At 42.2% G+C, this 18,891-nt stretch carries 11 protein-coding genes; 9 read left to right on the top strand and 2 right to left on the bottom strand.

The genetic code is table 11. The features are described 5' to 3' along the window. Nucleotides 1–7: 7 nt before the first annotated feature. The 3 genes from WC819_03240 to WC819_03230 are packed head-to-tail and all read left to right on the top strand — an operon-like array spanning nucleotide 8 to nucleotide 2,990. Nucleotides 8–1,171 (top strand): glycosyltransferase, encoded by a 1,164-nt coding sequence (locus WC819_03240; GenBank protein ID MFA5986335.1) that lies wholly within the window; start codon nucleotides 8–10, stop codon nucleotides 1,169–1,171. Beyond that, entirely contained in the window at nucleotides 1,164–2,045 is an 882-nt protein-coding gene (locus WC819_03235) for an AAA family ATPase (GenBank protein MFA5986334.1), read from the top strand. The genes WC819_03240 and WC819_03235 overlap by 8 nt, the downstream gene beginning before the upstream one ends. Before the next feature lie 3 nt (nucleotides 2,046–2,048). Continuing rightward, on the top strand, nucleotides 2,049–2,990 hold the full coding sequence (locus WC819_03230; protein MFA5986333.1) for an FtsQ-type POTRA domain-containing protein: 942 nt from the start codon (nucleotides 2,049–2,051) through the stop codon (nucleotides 2,988–2,990). Nucleotides 2,991–3,032: 42 nt separating this feature from the next. Here WC819_03230 and WC819_03225 read toward each other — a convergent pair whose 3' ends face one another. After that, nucleotides 3,033–4,835, bottom strand: a complete 1,803-nt coding sequence (locus WC819_03225) for a glycosyltransferase family 39 protein (protein MFA5986332.1) — start codon at nucleotides 4,833–4,835, stop codon at nucleotides 3,033–3,035. After that, complete coding sequence (locus tag WC819_03220; protein ID MFA5986331.1) at nucleotides 4,832–6,445, bottom strand: glycosyltransferase family 39 protein; 1,614 nt, start codon at nucleotides 6,443–6,445, stop codon at nucleotides 4,832–4,834. The genes WC819_03225 and WC819_03220 overlap by 4 nt, the downstream gene beginning before the upstream one ends. A 158-nt stretch (nucleotides 6,446–6,603) precedes the next feature. Between WC819_03220 and WC819_03215 the strand changes: the two genes are divergently transcribed. From WC819_03215 to uvrA, 6 genes are all read left to right on the top strand, one after another. Continuing rightward, nucleotides 6,604–8,670 carry a hypothetical protein gene (locus WC819_03215; GenBank protein MFA5986330.1) on the top strand — a complete coding sequence of 689 codons (2,067 nt, stop codon included), beginning with the start codon at nucleotides 6,604–6,606 and terminating at the stop codon, nucleotides 8,668–8,670. 96 nt (nucleotides 8,671–8,766) lie between these two features. Continuing rightward, entirely contained in the window at nucleotides 8,767–12,465 is a 3,699-nt protein-coding gene (locus WC819_03210; protein MFA5986329.1) for a hypothetical protein, read from the top strand. Nucleotides 12,466–12,491: 26 nt separating this feature from the next. Next, nucleotides 12,492–12,815 (top strand): DUF5663 domain-containing protein, encoded by a 324-nt coding sequence (locus tag WC819_03205; GenBank protein MFA5986328.1) that lies wholly within the window; start codon nucleotides 12,492–12,494, stop codon nucleotides 12,813–12,815. 23 nt (nucleotides 12,816–12,838) lie between these two features. Then, nucleotides 12,839–13,276: a hypothetical protein gene (locus WC819_03200; protein ID MFA5986327.1), complete on the top strand. Its 438-nt coding sequence runs from the start codon at nucleotides 12,839–12,841 to the stop codon at nucleotides 13,274–13,276. A 28-nt stretch (nucleotides 13,277–13,304) separates the two neighbouring features. Then, a complete protein-coding gene (locus WC819_03195) occupies nucleotides 13,305–15,788 on the top strand; it encodes a DUF87 domain-containing protein (protein ID MFA5986326.1) in 2,484 nt (827 codons plus the stop codon). A gap of 287 nt (nucleotides 15,789–16,075) precedes the next feature. Next, the gene (gene uvrA / locus WC819_03190; protein MFA5986325.1) at nucleotides 16,076–18,889 is read left to right on the top strand and encodes an excinuclease ABC subunit UvrA; all 2,814 of its coding nucleotides are present in this window, start codon (nucleotides 16,076–16,078) and stop codon (nucleotides 18,887–18,889) included. The last annotated feature ends 2 nt before the right edge of the window (nucleotides 18,890–18,891 follow it).

The raw sequence follows: 18,891 nt of genomic DNA, 5'->3' as shown, positions 1-18,891 counted from the left end.
ATATACTATGACAATGGGGAATTGTACTACAAAAGAAACACTAAGTCAACAACGGTCTGAGCTAAGAGTTGCGATTGTGCATGATTTTCTCTTATATCGGGGAGGGGCGGAAAAGGTACTGTGTGATATTGCGGCGATGTTTCCCAGCGCACCGATTTATACGCTTTTGTACGACAGTGCGTGTATGGCAGAGATCTTTCCACCGGAAAGAGTGCGCACGAGTTTCCTACAGGAATGGCCACGCTGGATTCGGGCGCACCATCGGTGGTTGTTGCCGTTTTATGGAACGGCTGTGGAAACATTTGATTTGCGTGATTATGATGTGATCATATCCAGTTCCGGTGCATGGAGTAAAGGTATCGTGACGCGGCTCAATACAAAACATATTGCGTACATCCATTCGCCGATGCGATATGTGTGGGATGAAAATGAATATTATTTGCGTAAAATGCTTGATAAAAAGAACGGTTTTTTTGCGAGATTATTTTTGTCATATTTACGTGTATGGGATCATCAAGCGGCACAGCGGCCGGATGTACTTGTAGCGAATTCAGTTTATACGCAAAAGAGAATTGCAAAATATTATCGACGCAGTGCAGATGTGGTTTATCCGGGTGTTAAATCTGCTCTAAGTGGAGAAGAAATAAAAGAGCACAAGCAGGAAGAAAAATATTTTCTTATCGTTTCGCGACTTTCGCGTTGTAAGAATGTTGCATTGGCGATCGAAACATGTAATAAACTGCAATTGCCACTTATGGTGATCGGGGACGGTAGTGATCGAAAATACCTGGAAAATCTTGCCGGTCCGACTGTGACAATTGTCGGTTGGGTAGATGATGAAAAAAAATGGTCATATATTGCCGGCGCACGGGCGATGCTTTTTCCCGCAGAAGATGATTTTGGGATTGTGTGTGTGGAGGCACTGTCCGCCGGTATTCCCGTGATTGCTCTCGGCAGAGGCGGTGCATGTGAGATCGTGGAAAATGGAAAAACAGGCGAGCTTTTTGATGCGCCAACAGTTGAAATGATGGCAGATGGCGTACGGCGATTTTTAGAGCGGGAGGGACGATATGATCGTGCGACAATGATCGCAAAAGCAAATGAATTTTCCTGCCACAATTTCCGTAAAAATTTTCAAAAAATAATTGATCAATATGTACAATGTGAATAAAAAATCAATTATCGGACATCATCCACAATTACAGTTACTTAATGCTTTTTTACATAAGAAAAAAATGCATCATAGTTTTTTGTTTTGCGGTCCTGAACATGTGGGGAAAATGACGATTGCACGCAGTTTCGCGCAGAAGCTCATCGGTGGCGAAACTAATGAAGGCTGGATGATTTGTGATGTAGCACATAGCGATCTTGTCACGATTGCGCCAATTGTTGAAGAAAAAAAAGGAAAAATGGTATATAAAGACATTTCACTTGACCAGTTATTTTCTGCGAGACGTTCTTTTGCACTTGCCCCAGATCAAAAAGCCAAAGTGTTGATCATTGATGATGCGGAGCGTATGACGATCTCTGCGCAAAATGCGTTATTAAAAACATTGGAAGAACCGCAAAAAAATCGTTTTATCATTCTTGTCGCGCATCGTCCTGATCAGTTGCTCGAAACAATTGTTTCACGATGTTTTGTCGTGCATTTTTCTCTTGTGAATGATCCTGATTTCCATGCACAGGGGTTTGATCAACAATGTGTTGATGATGCACAAGGGCGTCCCGGATATGCATATCGGTTGCAAGATGATCCAGAGTTTGTAGAAATCATTTCTTTTGCGCGAGATCAATTGCGCACGCTGAGTCGGATGTCATTGGTGGAAAGAATGCAGTTGGCTACGGAGTTGTCAAAGAAAGATGAAAAGTATCTCTCCTGTTTTTTTTATGCGTGGATTTATCGTGTGCGTTTGGCAGCACTGCAAACAAAAAAATTTCACTTATTGAAGATTGCACAGCGAGTTGAATCAGTCCTTGTTTTGCTACAGGATACAAATGTCAATAAACAATTGGCGATTGAGGATCTTTTGATTCATATTACATAATCTATGATCGTGCGAAAACAAAATAGCAAGGTGGTCAGAAGCAGTCGTGAAAAAAAGGAAACAGCAAAAAAAGAAAAAAATCCAAAAAAATGGTTTTTTGTTTTAATGGTTATCATTTTTGTATGCAGTGTTGGGTATGTGCTTTTTTATTCTCCTGTTACTGAGATTTCACATATTGCTGTGGAGGGATCACATCGCACAGATGCGCAGAATATTATCAATGGCACACAGGATACAATTGCAGGGGAAATTTTCGGACGTATCAAAAGAAACAATTACTTTTTTCTAAATACATCTGACATTATAAAAAAAATTTCCGAGGATCAACGAATTAAAAGCGTTGTTATAAAAAAGGTTTTTCCGGACACGATTGTCATTTCGGTGGAAGAATATGCATTATTTTCGGTGTGGTGCATTGGCAGTGAGGAGGGGGCATGTTATGAACTTGCAGACGGTTGTGTTGTGCGATCTGTGGATATGAATTCTGCGCTTATTCAACAAAATGATCATTTTGTTGTCGTGGACAAGGCGCGAGATCATGTTGATATTGGGCAGTGTGTGATTTTACAAAAAGATCTTGATACTATTGCATATTTGGGAAAAGAGTTGATTTACACGCTTAATGTTGGCATTGTTCAGCCATATTTTATTGATGTACGAGGGTCGCGAGAGATACGGTTTGTCACTGATGAGTCATGGCAAATTCTCGCATCGTTGGAAAGTGCGACAAAGGATACGCTGGATACGGCGAAACTTTTTGCACACAAAGTTGCTTTGCCGGTTGCACGCAATGATTTGGAATATGTTGATTTACGCTTTGCGGGAAAAATTTTTTATAAATTTAAAGATGGTGTGGAAATTCAAGAGGATACTGGTGAAAAAGAGAAGGAGCAAAAAGAAGCCTTGGAAATAAAGGAAGAGAAGATCAATGATGCACATGATTAAAAAGTTTTTTGGAAAAAATATCAAACAAATTCGTGAATGATTTTATTCAACTTTGTATAGAATAATGGATGTGCCAACGTGATCAAATGGTGTGAGCTTTTCTGTCCAGCGGTAGGTGTCATCATAGGAGCGATCAGTACGATAGAGAGACTCTTGTAAGAGGAGCGTGGAAATCGCGTAGTAGCCCGGTTCGATCGGTCGTTTGCTATCCCACCACATGATATATTTATCGCCAATGCGATTAGTGACATTGTCACCGCCAAAATAATCAATGCGAATCTTGTCGATTTCCGGATGCGCGTCGAGATATTTTTTAAGACGCTTAAGATCTTGTCCCCAATCGGCATTGGAATCCGTAACATAATGGAATCCGTTTTTTGGTCCGCCAAAAAGTTCATTGAAATAGGAAATATAATAGGGATAAGCGCTAATGGTAAGTGTCGCAAGAACGAGAATAATGCCGACAAATATTCCACGTACGATCTTTTGCCAGAAATGATTATGAAGTTTGGTGTATGAATTGATCAGTGTGCGTGCTGTGAGGATGTAAAGAAGGGGCATTATGGGAAAGAGATGGCGAAAGCCAATGGTGAGATTGCCGGTTATGGAAATATAACCGTAAAAAACAACAAATGCTCCAAGAGCAATCTCATGAAATCTGCGTATACAAAAACGACGGCAGGCGTGGAGTGAGTGTGCGAATTTTTGCGTAAAAACACGTTGTACTGAATGGACGATGAGGAGCAGTCCAAGAATGAGAGCGACAATGTAAAAGAATAAGTGTGCGAGGGTTTGCTTTGCAATAAAAACAAAAGGAAAATACCACACAGATGCATTGCTTGATACGGTGCCCATAAAATACGAAACATTTCCATCATCGACGCGATTAAATACTTGCATAATCCCTTGGGTGTACGTCGCAATTGGTCTGGTAAGAGTGCTTTGATTGGTTTTATTAATGAAGGCGATGAGATATTTATCGCGCGGGTATTTGTTCGGCTGGCCTTTGACAGCGGCAATCGTGGGGAGGACATCAGATGGCATCTTATACGTGACGGGTAAATATGTTGCATACATTACTGCAAGCATTATGAACATGGCAAATATCCCTTTGAGTAGATAGGAGCCAAATATCTTGTGACGCTTTTGTTCTTTGGGGAGGATTATGAGCAAGGGATAAATCACGAGAAGTAGTCCAAAGAATGGGATGAGGAGGATCGCACTGAATTTTGTAATTTGTGCAATGCCAAGGGCGATACCTCCGTACAGAGCATTTTTCCAGGTGGGGTTTTTGAGAAATTGCAAAAAATAAAAAAATGCGATGCTCATGGCAATGGCAATGGCAAGATCTGTCGTCACAAGATGATCGTGTCCGAGGATGTTTGGGTCAAATGCGTATAAAATGAGAGCAAAAAGACCAGTGATGATGCCACCAGTTCTCTTGCCCCAATAGAAGAGGAACAATCCAAAAGCAAGGGCAAGGACGATAAAGGGCATGCGTGCAAAAAAAACAATTTTGTCGGTGTCGTTGTTTGCATGGTGCAATAAATAGCGTCCGGCATCCCATTGTCCGTATTCGCCGGTGCCGTGAGTTTCTGTCCAGAAGTCCTGCGTAGTATCAAAGTGTGGATGCAGAGGGAGGAGCATGAGACCAGTGAGTATCTTGGCGAGGGGTGGATGCTCGGGATTGAGGCGATAATCATGTAACACAACATAGCTGTATCCTGCGGGAATATGCGCAACCTCGTCAAATGTCAACGAATCATTCCAAGCAAGAAGAAAAGAAGTGATGCCCATAAAGAGCATAATTCCAATGATAATGAAGATGTAGTTTTTTCTGATCATAGTTTTTGATTATTAATTGACGTGACCATTACAAATGAACTATTGAGAGGTTTTTGAATTTTTTCTATCACTACATCACTACGTTTTGCAACATAATCGATAACAGAGATATTTTCATATGGCAAAAGGAGAATGAATGGCTGCGTAGTGTCGATTTGCGCAAGGTCGTTTTCGTAGACGTAACGCGTGTCTGTGCGGTCTGTGGTGAGCATTTTGACCGGCAAGAGATCCATGTGTCCGGCGACAATGTAGATTTGCACCTCACTTTGGGGCAAATCATGAGCAAATCTTCCCATATCAGTGAGATTTTTGTTGAATGCGTACGCTTGGTTGACGTTTGTTGCCCAAAACACATGATATTTGATCATGTCAAAAAAACCAGAGTAAATAAGGAGTGTAACTGTCATGACTGATGCGGCTACGAATAAGAGGTGCGAATGTTTTTGTGAGCGTTCGAGAAGAATGGTGATAAAAAATGCTGCAAAGATAAATACCACAGGAATTGTGCCAATGGATCGCAGTGCATGAGGCAATCCTTCCGTGGTGAGAAACTCTGGTGCGAGAAATCCGACAAACCACGCAAGGAGAAATCCATGCACAACAAAAGTACGATTGCGCACATTGAAACGATAGCGGCGAAAGAGGTAAAGGAAAAAGAGCCCAATCGACGTTATGAGTCCGCCGAGAAACATTAATCCAACGCATGGTTCCAATAACGGGTACGGTGGAAAATTATGGCGCCAATTGTTGTCACCCGCTACGTTGTATTTTAAAAGAGAAAGAGTGATCGTGTATGTAAGTGTTTGTGTAAGGGGGGCATCTTTCACTGCAAAAACCGATATATCGCCAGTGCGGGATGTGAGGTATTCCGGATGTGTGTAATAGGTATAACCCATTGGGGCAAATACGAGGAATGCACTGACAAAAAATAGCAACAGCCCTTTCCAATATCTTTTGATAAAATGGGAAAAACCTTGTTGGATCGCAAATAATACAAAAAGGACAAGAACAAGCGCCGGAGTGATGCGATAGGCAATGTAGGTGTGAAATCCCAGTCCGCACAAAGCGCCGGCGATGGCAAAATGGAGGGGCTTGCGCGTGCGCAGGGCTTTAAAAAGGAAATAAAAAAGAAAAACGAGAATCGGCACCATCATGTTGGCGCGGAAGCAAATGCGAGAAAAATTCACCGCCCAATAGCTTATAGCAGTCAAATAGGCGGCAATGAGCGCAAGACGCGGTCGAGAGATAAATAATTCACGCGAGAGAAAATACACGCCGATCACCGTCAATGTTCCCATGATGATTGCCGGCAGTTTGAATGTAATAATATTTACGCCAAACAATTTAAAAAGAATTGCAATGAGATTAATAAACAATCCCTCGCGTCCGTTATTGTCGGGGTAAAACCACGGGTAAATATTTGTCCGCTGGGCATCAAAGGCATTTGTGCCGTTATTTGCTTCATCCGGATAGATGCCACTTGGCACGGAATCAATGTGGTAGATACGAACAAAAAATCCGAGCAAAATGATCAAGGTAAGAAGGATGTAGTGTATTTTTTTGTGGCTAGCATATGTCATGATGGTTTTGGGGTGAATAATATTCTTCATTATAACACAAATTGACATAGATGTTTTGATGATGAAAGATCTCGTAACTGTAATGATAGGTGAATAGTTTTTGTCGGGAGAATGTTATGTGTTTTTATGATGTGGTATAATGGTGAGGAACAAAAATAATGATAATACAGTGAATAAAATGATGGGATATGCATGATCATCATGGTAATGGAGAAATGCTCAGCGATGACGTTATTAGAAAAGTTGCCAGTCTCGTCGAGCACATAAAACAAGAAATACAATCACAGGATCACGTTGATCAAGAGGGAGAACGTACAGTCATTCATGACGCGGTTTCCGGTCTTGTTGTGCGGGAAAATCTTACAAAAGATGAAGAAAAAGAAATTGAATCTATTATTGCACAACGTTTGGACTTTGATCGAAAAAATGAGGATGGTAGTAATGTTGCTGCGGGGTATGATGCGGACATGAGATCTCGCGATGGACATATTTTGACGCAAGTTGTCCCGCAATATATCCGTGATTTTAAAGAAATTCCTATTGAAAATGTCAGCGCACGAGCAGAATTTTTTGAACAAGTGCGACAAAACTTGCGGGAAGAACACGGCATTATTAACGAGGCGCAAATCAATGTGATTCTTAAAAAAATTCAGGCGGAACGATTGGATGATATAGTGAAAGGAAAAGGAAAATCATTTCTTGTCCAGGAGATCGTGGTACCAGAAATTGTCAGAGAGGCTGATGTAGAAGAAATGAAAAAGAAAATGGTTCAGGCAAGAGAGCTATACGCGAAAAAAAAGGTTGAATATGAAACGGCATGGGATAGGGTTAAGGAGTTTTTTATGCAAACTGATCACGTTGATCCTGCAAAAGATGGGCGTAACGCAAATTCCTTGCAGGGTGAAGATCAAAAAAAGAACGATGGTAGCGTGGGCATTTTCTATGCTGAATACCAAAAAGCGAGACATGCATACAATGAGATTCATAGTAAATATATTACTTCGCAAGGCTATGGAGAAGATCGACGGTCGCGAGAAGTTGACATGATGTTGGGAGAGTCCTATGAAGGCATCGCGGTGTATGATGCGATCACGGATGCACGAGCAAAAAAAAGTAAAGGTAAAATTTTTACAATCGTCAAAAACTTTTCTGCACAATATATAAAGCTTCCACGATACACAAAACGCGTGCTTTTTGCAACTCTCGTAGTTGCAGGCATTATTCACGGCATGGCAGATGGACACAAACAAGAAAAACAGATCAATTTTGACACGCAGACCATAGAACAGAGGGATGATCGCATCGGCGGTGCTGTGCATATGCAGGAAGGAGATGTACAAAAACTCGTGCAGGAATATGTTGAGGACGCAAAGAATGCGCAGCCGGAAAAAATCGAAACACAAACGCAGGGTAGCGTTGCAAATGAAAACCCTTATCAATCAGGACAGTCGTTCTCTATTACCGTTGAGCCAAAGAGTAGTATTGAGGGATCATTGCGCAATCATTTGGATGCACATCCTGAGCTGTTGGAAGGTTCTGATAAAACGCCGGAACAGATGGCTCACCGCATCGCACAGCAGTATGCAAAAGATCTAAAAAAGAAAAGCGGAGGCAAAAAAGTTGATTTGGATCATGTACAGCCGGGGACAACAATCGACTTTTCTTTTGCACCACAGGATGGCGGATTTGACAATGTACATATTGACAACATCACATTCGCAAAACGTGGACAATATGAAAAAGAAAAAGGCAAGACAATTTCTGAATATGATGCGCATGAAACTGATGTGACAGAAGGAGCATCTTTGGCGACAGATCATGGCAATGTAGGCGATCAAGGAGAAAAAATTAAAAATTTTGATAATGGTACGCAAGAAAACCTCACGATGTCGCCGCAAGCAGAATTGCTAAAGATCCAAGAGATCACGTCTGATGCGCAAAAAGGTGCGGAGATGAAAAAAATTGTTTTTGATCGGATCATGGAAATTTTTGCACCGGATGAATTGCAAAATGCACCGATGCAAGAACGACAGCAATTTGTTAAACGGATCTCACAGGCAAATGTGCACGATTTTTTGGCGCAAAATGATCAAAATGAAGTGCAAAAGCGTCTGCGTGATCTCATTGCTCACACAGAAAAAACATACGGACACGTTGGTGCGCCTCACACACAGACAAAGGTCGCGCATTATCTCTTTCGCGTGGCATTGCGAGAGGGTTTGTTACAGGACAATGCACTAGAAAAAACAGTGTAGAGAGCGTGAAAAGCAATTGGCGGGTGTTTTTTAGGTGAACAATATAAAATGTAGTATAATGACCAATATAAGCGTAAGGGAAAATCAAAATTTAATATGAATATTGAAAAAATGAAACCAGTAGCAGAATCAAATGAATTAGTAAAAAACCAAAAACATTTTGCATCTGTTTTGCATGGGGCGTCTGCAGAAAAGGTTGCACAGTTTCTAAAAAATGGCAATCGAGATCAAAAAAAAATTTCTCAGGAGATTGATCAAGAGATTGCCCTTATTGATGTAAAAATTTCCGGTAGAGAAAGTGCTTTGCATGCAACAAGTGATTCGGCGGGAGAAATTGTCGCAAAAGCAAGTGATGTGGAAAAATACCAGAAGAAGAGAGAAAAACTTTTGGCAGAAAAAGCAAAATATGCCGATGGGACGTTTCATGATATCGATCAGGATGCATTGCGCGAATATATCAACGCGCGCAAAGGAGAAAATATTAGTGGCAAAAAAGAAGAATTGCAAGAATTGCAGAAGGAAATTACACGGTTGCGTGGCATAGTCGATGCGGGTGAAAATTATGAAAGTAAAAAACAATTTGACGCAAGTGATATTGCGCAGGGTAAATTTGATGGAGAAAAAAAGAAATTGGAAAAATATGAAAAAGATGCAAAAGTCTTGACACAGGATATTGAAGAAGCTGAAAAAATTGCATCTATAGCGACATTACTGGAAAATAGTGCATCGACACAAGGTGATGATGGCAGTAAAGCAGAGGGGCCAGAGAATGGATCCGGTGTGAACGCAGGTGAAAGAACATCGCGTGATACAGATTTGAATGAAGAAGAAAAATTTGATCGTGAAGTCAATAGACGTAAAGATGCGGAAAATAGAGAGAGTTCATCTCGTGATACAGACATGCATGAGGAGGAAAAATTTGATCGCGAGGTTAACAGGCGTGACGAAGTTAAAAATGCAAGTGAAAGAGCAGAAGGATCCCGCGATACAGATATGACTGAAGAAGAAAAGTTTGACCGTGAAGTCAATAGGCGTGCAGAAGCGCATGGTGCCAAAACAGCAGAAATCAAAAATGAAGTGCTTGAACAATTGCGTGTGGATATTGCGCAAAAGCGTGAAATATACATGCGTAAAGATATTTCTGTCAATGCATCACTGGCAAAACTGCGCAAATTTGCATTGGGACATGATGATACAGAAGCACAAAAAGAATTACAAATATTTCGTGATGAATATGAATCTGCGTGCAAAAAATTAGATCAATTTCTCACAGAGAATTATCAAAATCTTTCTCCGGAAGATCAAAAAACGGTGCGACAGGATATTGCAGAGGGTCGTTTGAATGAAAGTGTTCTCTTGCAAGAGCAACGCACAAAGATCAAGGCGGAGAATGTATCGGCAATGGGAAAGTATCTTTCACCAATTGCACGATGGGCGAGCAATAAGACTGTGCAGAAGGCGCTTGCGATAGGATCGGTGGGGCTTGGCGTGATCTCTGGTAGTGTCCGCACAATGCTTCAGATGGCTCCAAAAGTTGCAATGAAGTTTGGGGCCGGCGAAACGACGATGTCGACATTGAAGGGCGTTGCTGCTTTGGGAAAGTTTTTGGCACCGATCGGGGCGGGTGTGGCAGTAGGCATGGGCACGACAAAACTTGTAGAAAAATGGCAAAGTAATCGTCTGACGAAAGAAAAGGCAACAGAAAAGAAAGCATTTGAAAATATGACCGAAGAAGAACAATTTCTCCACTTGATGGATTTTGATTACAAGAACATCGTGGGAGATGTGAAGAGAAAAGAAGCGATCACGCGCAATGCACGATTGGCGGGATTGATCACGGGCGCGATTGCCGGCGGGAGTGTTTTTATGCTGATGGGTGGTGATACGCATGGCATAAATGACATTGCGTCACATGATGCTGTCGTTCATGCACCGGACAAAGAATTTTTGGATAATCTCGGGAAGCCATTGCTTGCGCAAGAGCTAAAAGATATCAATCCGGAAGAAGTGCAATCCGTATTGCATAGCATAGACGATGCACAGATTGCGGAGAATGCCGTGCAGAACGCACAAGAGTCCATCGGGCAAAGTGTTGATCGAGATTCTCTGGATGATCTTATCAAAGGTGTGGCGCCGGATCAAACGCCTGTTGGTGACACTTTTACATCTCTCGGGGAACAACCAAATATACCTGCAGACCCTGCTGATACGTCAATGGCAGAACAAAACGCAGTTCAGAATGAAAATGTACAGTCGGTAGACGATAATCGTGAGGCGCCCACTCCACAAAATGAGGATCTGATGAAAAATGAGTCGTGGCACGATCTCAAGGGAATCGTTGTTGATCCTGAGGGTGTTGCCGGGGTTTTGACTGTTAAAGCGGGTTCCAGTGTGATCAAAACAATACGAGAATTTCTCGAGAATGGGGACAATCATACGATTTTGACTGAAGGAAAGATGGGATGGGATCCGGCAAAATATGAAAATGTGCATGAGTGGGCAAGGGCGCGTGCGGTTGTGTTGGCAAATGAGTATAGAGAGGCACATCCGGGAGTTGACATTGATCACATACAACCTGGCACAAAAATTAAACTTGATCTCCACAACCTCGGCGATATCAAACCGGATGTTGAGCTTGCGGGAAGTTCGCACGTTGTACCAGAAGAAGCAAATATTCAAACGGAAGCACCGCATGCGGTTGAGCAAGACGTTTCAAATGCAGAAGTGGTCAAAGATGTGAATACAAAAGAAGATATCCAAAAGATCTTTGGCATGGATAATGATCAATATAAATTTTTTGCCACAGTTTCGGCTGATAAGTATGTTGATGAGCTCATGCATGCAAATGGTGGCATGCAGACGCCAATGGATCAGTACTTGATCAACCTTGCCAAAGAAAATCATGCTGATTTTTACAATAAAACCGTTGAGGATGTGTTGCGTTCCCATGAGATTGATTTTCAAGGACAAACGATCGAGCAGATGCCGGTAGCTTCTGAAGAAATACCAATCGCTCCTACTTCCGAAATCCATAATGAAGGAGCTGAGGTTAAGGAAGGGACTGCTACAGGTAACGCAGAGGAAAATGTTGTGCGACGTTCGCCAAATGCTGATGATTTTGTTCCTAAAGAAGGTGATCGTGTCATGACTTCAGCATTTACATTTACTCCGGAGTCATCGGCGGATGATATTACCAAAGAATTGATGGGACGAGGTATCGATGAGGATGCGGCGCGCAAGATGGCGGACGGCTATAAGAGAGATTTGAGTGGATTTTCTGATCATACTCAGCAAAGAATTGCAATGCGGAATTTGAATACGCATATGGAAAGTTATCTCAGTGGCAAGGGTGGTGATATGCATGACATTTTGAAGGAAAAAGTGGTTGATGGTGGCGAGCATGCGGTTTCAGAAAGTGTTGAAGCATATGCAAAAATGGATGACATAGAAATCATGAACATTTTGCGAGAACGACCAGATTTCGATCAAAAGGAATTTATGAATACTATGGTTGGCGCAAAAATTCAAAAAACATTTGGATTGGATTCATTGGCGCAGATCAAAAATATTGCCGGGACAAAATTGGATCTTTTTTTAACGGAGGGCAGTGTTGAGCCAAATATGCAGACACGACTTGCCGGCATAGTTGAACGAGCAAAACAAACATTCGGTGATGAAGTCGGTTCGCCAGGGAAAGATGCTACGGTGCAATCATATTTTACGCGTATTGCGGCACGCGCAGAAGCGATGCATAAAACTGATGCAATTTTTCCTCCACAAGAGTTTAAGTTATAATAAAGACAATTAATTAAAACAAAATTATGACACAGGATATTCAACAACCACAAACAATTCAACAAGTGATCGCACAAGAATTTGGTTTTACCGATTTGGATGCGGATAGACAAGAACGTCTTATTGAACGTATGACGGAATCGGTAATCAAGCGTGTTTTAGTGGACGCCTATACCAAGCTGAGCGATTCTGATCGCAAACAATTTGAAGATTTGATGGAAAATATTGAGAATATCGATCCAAACGCGATCGAAACATTTTTGCGCGAGAAACTCACGGATTATGACAGTATCATTGCAGAGGCAATTGCCGATCTCAAAAAACACATTACGGAAACAGCCACAACATAAGTCAATCATGAATAGTTAGAAATATGCCAGATCAACAAAATCCGCCAAGTGGTGAAAAACTCAATCCAGAATTTGTCAGTCTGGAGCGCCGTTTTGGCGTGCAAGATGCAAAAGGATCGCACGCTCAAGAAGAGCAAGAACCCGTACAAGAGAATGCACGGGAAAAAACGCGTGCGCAAAATGATACAGTGTACACGCAGATTTTGTCACAAGTACAATCGCAATCGCATCAACATGATGATGACACAATAACGCAAGATGCAAGCGCATTGCATCAAATTGCAGATCGTGAGTCGCAAATATCGCATCTCATGGATTTGGCAATGACAAAAGGTGTGGCACATGCGGTAAAGGTGGCACAACGGGTGGAGGATTATTATGTTTTGGATCAATTGCATGATCGGATGCGCGCCGAAGAGTTTTATCAAGCACTTATTGCAAAGGGGTTCATTGAACAATAATTGTTTTTAAGTACAACAATCGATTTTTATGTTTGGTCTTATATTTATTGTTTTGATTGGCATGTCTGCGGTGGTCAGTGTGATTACGGGAGCATTTTTAGTGCTCAGAAGTATCTTTGGGTATCGAATTATTGTGAACAGATCAATGAATGAAGATCTGGAAGTGATTCGCGTTGCACAAAATAGACACCGCAATGAAAAAGGTCGGCAAAATCCGGAGATGTGGAAAGAAGAAATCGGCGTGATGGAACAGCTTCTTATTTCCCTTGCGCAATTAAAAGATAAAAAGATCTCATGGAGGGCTTTTGTGTATGGCAAACCGACGATCACTCTTGAGATCGCAAATCCTGCAGGAAAAGAAGAAATATTTTTTTACATTTCTGTGCCAAAAAAATATCGATCTTCTCTTGAAAAACAAGTGCATAGTTATTTTTCTGATTCATCGATCGAGAAAGTGGAGGACTATACAATATTTACGCCGGGATCAAAAACAGCGATGGGCGTTGTGTCGTTGAAGAGGCATAGCGCATTGCCGGTTCGTACATATGAGCGTATGGAGAAGGATCCGCTCAGTGAAATTACGACGGCGTTTAGTAAATTAAATTCGCATGATGAAGGTGCAAGTATTCAGATTGTTCTGCATGATGTTGGATCTGGGTGGCGTGCAAAAGGGCGTAAATTTGCACATGAAATGCAACAAGGAAAGCAACTGAAAGATGTAAATAGGAGCATTGCCGGGGAAGTCTTCAAAGAAGCAGGGAAAGCCTTTGGAACAAAAAAAGTTTCTGAACAACATGCAATGGATAAGCGAGTGCAACTGACGCCGGAAGAGCAGGAGTTGGTCAAGGCAATTGAATCAAAAACATCAAAAGCAGCGTTTCTTGCCAACATTCGTCTCGTGGCTTCTGCAGGCACGCAGGAGCGTGCGGAGGAAATTTTGTCGCATATGGAAAATGCTTTTTCGCAGTTTGAAAATCCCGGTGTGAATCATTTTTTGATCAAACGTTTCGGCACAAGAACAAAAAAACAAGCATTCAACTATATTTTTCGTGCATTTGATGAGGATGCGAGTGTAATTTTGGGTGTGGAAGAAATTGCGAGCGTTTTCCATTTTCCTATATCGACAACAGAAACGCCAAAGATCAAATGGCTCAAAGCAGGGAGTGCGCCACCACCAACCGATGTGCCGAAAGAAGGTGTGTATTTGGGATGGAATGATTATCGCGGTGTCAATACGGACATTTATCTGTCACAAAATGATCGCCGTCGCCATCTTTATGTGATTGGACAAACGGGTACCGGTAAATCAACATTGTTGCAAGAAATGGCAAAGCAGGATGTGCGCAATGGACACGGATTGTGCTTTGTGGATCCGCATGGAGAGGCGATCGAGGATATCCTGACTGCTGTACCAAAAGAGCGGGCAGAGGATGTGGTGTATTTTGATCCATCGGATACAGAACGTCCTTTCGGTTTGAATATGTTGGAATACAATAAGCCGGAAGAAAAAACATTTGTGATCAATGAGATCATCAATATCTTTGATAAGCTCTATGATCTCAAAGCAACCGGCGGCCCGATGTTTGAACAGTACATGCGCAATGCCATGCTTCTGATCATGGACGATCCGGAGTCGGGGTCAACGCTTATGGAAATCCCGAAAGTTTTGGCTGATGAAAATTTCCGTCGCATGAAATTGTCGCGTTGTCGCAATATGGTAGTCAAAGATTTTTGGATGAATGAAGCGGAAAAAGCCGGCGGTGAAGCCGCTCTCGCAAATATGGTGCCATATATTACATCAAAGCTCACGCCATTTCTTTCCAATGACATGATGCGTCCGATCATCTCTCAGCAAAAAAGCACGTTGGATTTTCGCAATATCATGGATACAAAAAAGATCCTGCTGATCAATCTATCTAAAGGAAAAATTGGTGAGACAAACAGTCATTTGCTTGGTATGGTGATCGTGGGAAAGCTATTGATGGCGGCATTGGGTCGTGTGGACATGCCGGAAAAAGATCGAAAAGATTTTTATTTGTATATCGATGAGTTTCAGAATGTAACGACGGATTCAATTGCACAAATTTTGTCTGAGGCGCGTAAATATCGGCTCGCACTTATCATTGCACATCAGTTTATCGGACAATTGTCTGAGGGCATTTCCAAGGCGGTTTTTGGTAACGTGGGCTCGTTGGCAGTATTGCGCGTCGGTGCAGAGGATGCAGAATTTCTCGAAAAACAGTTTGCGCCGGTCTTTACTGCGCAGGATCTGATCAATGTGGATAATTATAATTATTTTGCGCGATTGCTTCTCAATAATATTTCAACGGCACCGTTCAATATGAAAGCACCCCTTCCGACAGAAGGTAATCCGGACATCGTTGACCCGATCAAAGAATTATCACGACTCAAATATGGTCGCGATCGCGACATTATTGAGAGAGAAGTAGCTGCGCGTTCTGTATTCGTACAACCGTCACCGCAATCGCCAGCGGAACATTTTTGGAAATAATTTTTTCTTTTTTAAACAAAATTCAAAACTCTGAGACGCATCTCAGGGTTTTTTATTTATTTTGATTTTCTCGTATAAACATAGCCACATATTACCACGCTCTAGTGCGTGGCAATATGTGATGCGGATGAACTGTCGGGGTTGCGACGGAATATTCGGTGGATTTTTTTGGGTTTTGACCTTTCTCTTGACCATAGGGCAAAAATGGTCTAAAATTGGTAACTAATGCTGTTCTATCTTAAATATAATATCAACCTATGAGTCCATTACGATCATGTAAGAAAAAAATGCCTGACAGAAAACAAACGTCAGATCCAAATAAAATTTTTATACATAATGCGCGTGTCAATAATTTGAAAAATGTTTCCGTTCATATTCCGCGCAACAAGATGACGGTTGTGACCGGACTGTCCGGCTCCGGGAAAAGCTCTCTGGCATTTGATGTGATCTATGCGGAGAGTAATCGGCGATTTATGGAGAGTCTCTCAACACACGCTCGCAGTGTGATGGGTGTCATGACCAAGCCTGATGTGGATCGCATAGAAAATATTTCACCGGCAATTGCGATCGATCAAAAAAGCGTCAGCAAAAGTATCCGCTCAACAGTCGGAACGATGACGGAGATCTATGATTATCTGCGTATTCTCTTTGCGTCTGTCGGTGTACCGCATTGTCCGACAACGGGGCGTCCGCTCAAACGAAAAAGTGTGCGTGACATCGCGATCAAAATCATGAAGACCGCACAGGGAAAATTGATCACAATTCTGTCTCCGGTAAATACAGATAAAAAAAATAATAAGGAGGTGTTGCAGTCGATCAAAAAAGACGGATATCCTCGTGTGCGATTCAATCACAAAATTATGTCGGTCATAGAGGCGGAAATGATCGTGAGTGATGCCGTTTCTGTGGATATTGATATTGTGATCGATCGTTTTGAACATAAAATAAGCGAGTTGGATCGCGAGTGTCTTATGGATTCGATCGAAACGGCGATGAAACTTTCCGGGGGACTATGTATTGTGTCATATGATGATGCGGTGGATGAAGAATATTCTCGTGACTATTACTGTAAGGAATCCGGTTTTCGTCTTTCAGAGATTACGCCACGATGTTTTTCTTTCAATAATCCCGATGGCGCATGTCCTGAGTGTGATGGACTGGGCATCAAAAATGAGATCGATCCGACGTTGCTGATCCCAAATGATGAGCTGTCAATTGAAGAGGGTGCAATCCATATATGGAGTAAATCCGGCGGAAAAAATACCGCATACAGCAAGCATAAAAAAAGTTTGGAAAGCATCGCTAAAAAATATCATTTTTCATTATCTGAACCGGTAAAGAAAATCTCAAAGTCACATCTTGCAGTGATTTTTTATGGCGTGCCAAATGCAAAAAATGAAGGTGATTTCAAAGGAATCATTGCCGATTTAGAAGAGCGATATAGAAATACAAAATCAGAGTATATGCGTAGAGAATTGGAGCGCTATATGGTGGAACGCGTGTGCTTTTCGTGTGAAGGGAAGCGTTTGAAAAAAGAATATCTGGCCGTGACGGTCAATGAACGTACGATCAATGATCTGGTCTCATTGTCGCTGTGTGATTTTCTCGATGCTATCGAGCACATCGGCGATGGAGGTAGTTTTTCACGTGAAGAAAAGATCACCGTGGATACACTGGTTTCCGAGATGCATACGCGTGCACGTGCATTGTGCGATGTCGGTGTGGAATATCTCACGCTGTCGCGTTCAAGTAATACGCTTTCAGGTGGTGAAGCACAACGTATTCGTTTGGCGGTGCAGATCAAGTCAGATCTCACGGGTGTGATCTATGTGTTGGATGAACCGACAGCGGGATTACATAGTCGCGATACAGCACGACTCCTTCGGGCAATGAAACGATTGCAGGCAGCACACAATACACTTATCATCGTGGAGCATGATGCGGACGTCATGAAACAAGCTGATTGGATCGTTGATATGGGACCTGGCGCCGGGGAAGAAGGGGGAAAACTTGTTTTCTCCGGGACGTTGCAAAAAATGTTGCAGGCAAAAACGACAACGGCAAAATATATTTCTGGGAAATTGACTGTTGCAGAAACAAAGAAAAAGCGAAAAGGAAACGGTAAGGAGGTTGTCGTTGTCGGGGCGAGTGAACATAACTTGCGCGATATTACCGTGGCTTTTCCGTTGGGAATGTTTGTCACGGTGTGTGGTGTGTCCGGTAGTGGAAAGTCAACTCTTGTACACAAGATACTCTCGAGAATTCTTGCTCAAAAATTCCATCGCTCAACCGTTGAGCCGGGACGATATAAAAAAATCGTTGGGCTACAACATGTAAACAAAGTGATCACAATTGATCAAAATCCGATCGGTCGTACGCCACGATCAAACACAGCGACGTATACGGGCGTGTTCACCCATGTCAGAGATCTTTTTGCCGGTACAGATAGTGCAAAAGAAAAAAGTCTCGAAGCAAGTCATTTCAGTTTCAATATGCGTGGTGGTCGGTGTGAGGTATGTAAGGGAGATGGCTCTGTCAAGGTGGAGATGCATCTCTTGCCGGATATGTATGTGCCGTGTGAGGCATGTGGTGGCAAGCGTTATCATAGTCGCATATTGGAGGTGGAGTACAATGGTGTGACGATCGCTGACGTCCTTGATATGAGCGTTGATTATGCATATGAATTTTTCAAGAGTCACGCACTCATCAAAGAAAAACTCTCTGCGATGAAGAAGGTTGGTTTGGGATATATTCATCTCGGACAGAGTGCGACTAATCTTTCCGGCGGAGAGGCACAGCGCATTAAGTTGGCGACAGAGCTTGCACGCAAATCCACGGGAAGGACATTATATATTTTGGATGAGCCGACGACAGGATTGCATTTCGATGACACGAAAAAATTATTGCGCATGTTGGATGGATTGGTGGACAAAGGCAATACAGTATTGGTCGTGGAGCACAATCTTGATGTGATCAAACATTCTGATTGGGTGATCGAACTTGGTCCGGATGGTGGGCAGAGTGGAGGAGAGTTGATCTACGCCGGCGTGCCGGAAAAATTAAAGAAAAATAAAAAAAGTCCTACGGCAAAATTCATGTAAAA

The sequence above is a fragment of the Parcubacteria group bacterium genome (genome assembly GCA_041660065.1).
Lineage (GTDB): Bacteria > Patescibacteriota > Minisyncoccia > Moranbacterales.
Note: the sequence above shows the minus strand (reverse complement) of the source record. Positions and strands in the feature narration are given on the sequence as shown.